Annotated in this window: 1 protein-coding gene and 1 tRNA gene; one reads left to right on the top strand and one right to left on the bottom strand. The window is 70.2% G+C overall.

The features are described 5' to 3' along the window. Positions 1–154 precede the first annotated feature (154 nt). Positions 155–228: transfer RNA gene (locus tag AC5LUJ_RS22930), tRNA-Pro, on the top strand. Positions 229–505: 277 nt separating this feature from the next. Here AC5LUJ_RS22930 and AC5LUJ_RS22935 read toward each other — a convergent pair. Next, a partial coding sequence (locus AC5LUJ_RS22935; protein WP_493465741.1) for a SpoIIE family protein phosphatase occupies positions 506–2,638 on the bottom strand: 2,133 nt, incomplete at its 5' end.

Below are 2,638 nucleotides of genomic sequence, written 5' to 3' on the forward strand. Positions count from 1 at the left end.
GCTTCCTGCTGCCGGTCGGTGCCGGCCTTCACCAGCGGCGGGACCGACGGCCCATGCTTCCCCGACATGGCGGACGGCCGGCGGAGGGCATCCGCGACGACCGGCCGGGGTGCCTGCCACGCCGGCGGGATCATAAGGTAACGTGGTCGACGTACGGGACGTGGCGCAGCTTGGTAGCGCACCAGACTGGGGGTCTGGGGGTCGCAGGTTCAAATCCTGTCGTCCCGACGCTGGAGCGAGGCTGCTGAACAGGGCTATAGGTCCTGGTCAACAGTCTTTTTCGCGTCTCCATGGTGCCAGGTCAGTCGATCAACCCGGGCGGGCGTTGGGACCATCTGGGGACCGATCGCCGGTCAGCCCTACCCTGGACATACGCCTTGGTGGTGGTCGGCGGTCAGCCATAGCAGTGCGTCGCCTCACCGTGGAGGCGGAGCGCGCATTACCGCCTGCGAGCCTGCTGCGCCGGACAGTCCCTCCTCGACCGGCGGCGGCCCGTCGGGAGCGGTCAGTGGCCGGTCGGGAATGGCTGCTCGGCCCAGATGATTTTGCCGTGTGGGGTGTGGCGGGTGCCCCACCGTTGGGTGAGCTGGGCGACGAGGAGCAGGCCGCGGCCGCCCTCGTCGAAGACGCGGGCGCGGCGCAGGTGAGGTGCGGTGCTGCTGGCATCGGAGACCTCGCAGATGAGACTCCTCTCGTGGATCAGCCGGAGCTGGATGGGCGCGACGGCGTGGCGGATGGCGTTGGTGACCAGTTCGCTGACCACGAGCTCGGTGACGAAGGAGGCCTCCTCCAGCCCCCAGGCGGCGAGCTGGTCGGTGGCCATCTGACGGGCCTGGGCCACCACCGCCGGGTCCGCGGGCAGGTCCCAGATGGCGACCTGGGAGGCGTCCATGCCCTGGGTACGGGCGAGGAGTACGGCGACGTCGTCGGAGGGGACACCGCCGGGCAGCAGCGCATCCAGCACGTTGTCGCAGATCTGCTCCAGGGAGGACGTGCCGCCGCTGGCGGTCAGGGCACGGCTCAGCCGGTCGAATCCGGCGTCGGCACCGGATTCGCCGGACTCGATCAGACCGTTGGTGAACAGGGCGATCAGGCTGCCGTCGGGCAGCTCCAGCTCGACGGACTCGAAGGGCAGGCCACCGAGGCCCAGCGGGGGGCCGGCGGGCAGTTCGGGGAAGTCAACCGTGCCGTCCGGGGCGACGACGGCGGACACGGGGTGGCCGGCACGAGCGAGCGTGCAGCGGCGGAAGAGCGGGTCGTAGACCGCATACAGGCAGGTGGCGCCGATCTCCCCGGCCGCTGCTGTCTGCATCTCCTCGGCTCCTGGGCCTTCTTCCCGGTCGGCTCGGTCGGCCAGACGCAGGACGAGGTCGTCGAGATGCGTGAGCAGCTCGTCGGGCGGCATGTCCATATCGGCGAGGGTGCGGACCGCCAGGCGCAGGCGTCCCATGGTGGCCAACGCCTGGATGCCGTGCCCGACCACGTTGCCCACCACGAGGGCAACCCTGCCTCCGGACAGCGGGACGACGTCGAACCAGTCACCGCCCACACCGGCCCCGGAGCCGGAGCCGGCCGACGGATGGCGGGAGGCGACCGACGGATGGCGGGAGGCTACCGCCACCGCCACATGCGGGGACGTGCGCTGCGGCAACATGCTCCGCTGCAGGGCCAGCACGGTGTTGCGCTCGTGGGTGTAGCGGCGGGCGTTGTCGATGCACAGGGCCGCTCTGGCCGTGATCTCCTCGGCGAGAAGCAGGTCATCGGTGTCGAACAGGTCGGGGGTGCGGTGCCGCAGGAACACCGCGAGCCCGAGGGTCGTCCCGCGGGCGAGCAGCGGTACCACGATGAGGGAATGGATCCCGTACGCGGGGGCACTGCGTGCACGCGCCGTGTCATGCTCCAACCACGCCTGAATGTCGGGGTTGTCGATCGCGTACCGCGACGGCCTGCCGGTGACCAGGGCACGGGCCATGGGCGAGTCCTCGCCGTAGCGCTCTGTCTTTCCCGGCTCGACCGCGGACTCCGGGCAGCCATCCAGCACGGACTGCTGTGCGGCACGGCGGAGGAGCACGCCTGCGGTGGCCCGGCGCGGATCCGCCTCGTTGTCACCGACGGCGGAGTCGAGCAGGTCGACGCTGACGAAGTCGGCGAACTGCTCGGTGGCCACGTCCGCCAGCTCCTGGGCGGTCCGCACCGTGTCCAGCGTGGTTCCGATGCGGACGCTGGCCGCGTTCACGACGGCCAGCCGCTGCCTGGCCCGGTACTGCGTGGTGGTGTCGAGGGCTGCTGTCGACACCCCCCGCACCGTGCCTACGGGATCCTTCACCGGGTAGAGGAAGACCGACCAGGCGTGCGCATGGCTCTCGCCAGGCAGCGGGGTGACCATTTCCAGAGTCGACCGTTCCCCCGTGCGGATCACCTGCGTCATCAGTTGTTCGACCTGGTCGGCGATAAGGCTGGGGAAGATCTCCCCCGGACGGAGTCCAAGTACCGCCTCTTCCCGCGCGGCTATGACGCGCTGCGCTTCCTCGTTGCCTCCCACCATGCGCTTCTCGCGGTCGTAGATCCCGAGGACGATCGGCATCTGGTCGAGTGCCCAGTTCTTGAGCGCCGCCGCCGTGTCATGGCGCGAACCTGG

The organism is Protofrankia sp. CiP1_Cm_nod3, assembly GCF_982290655.1.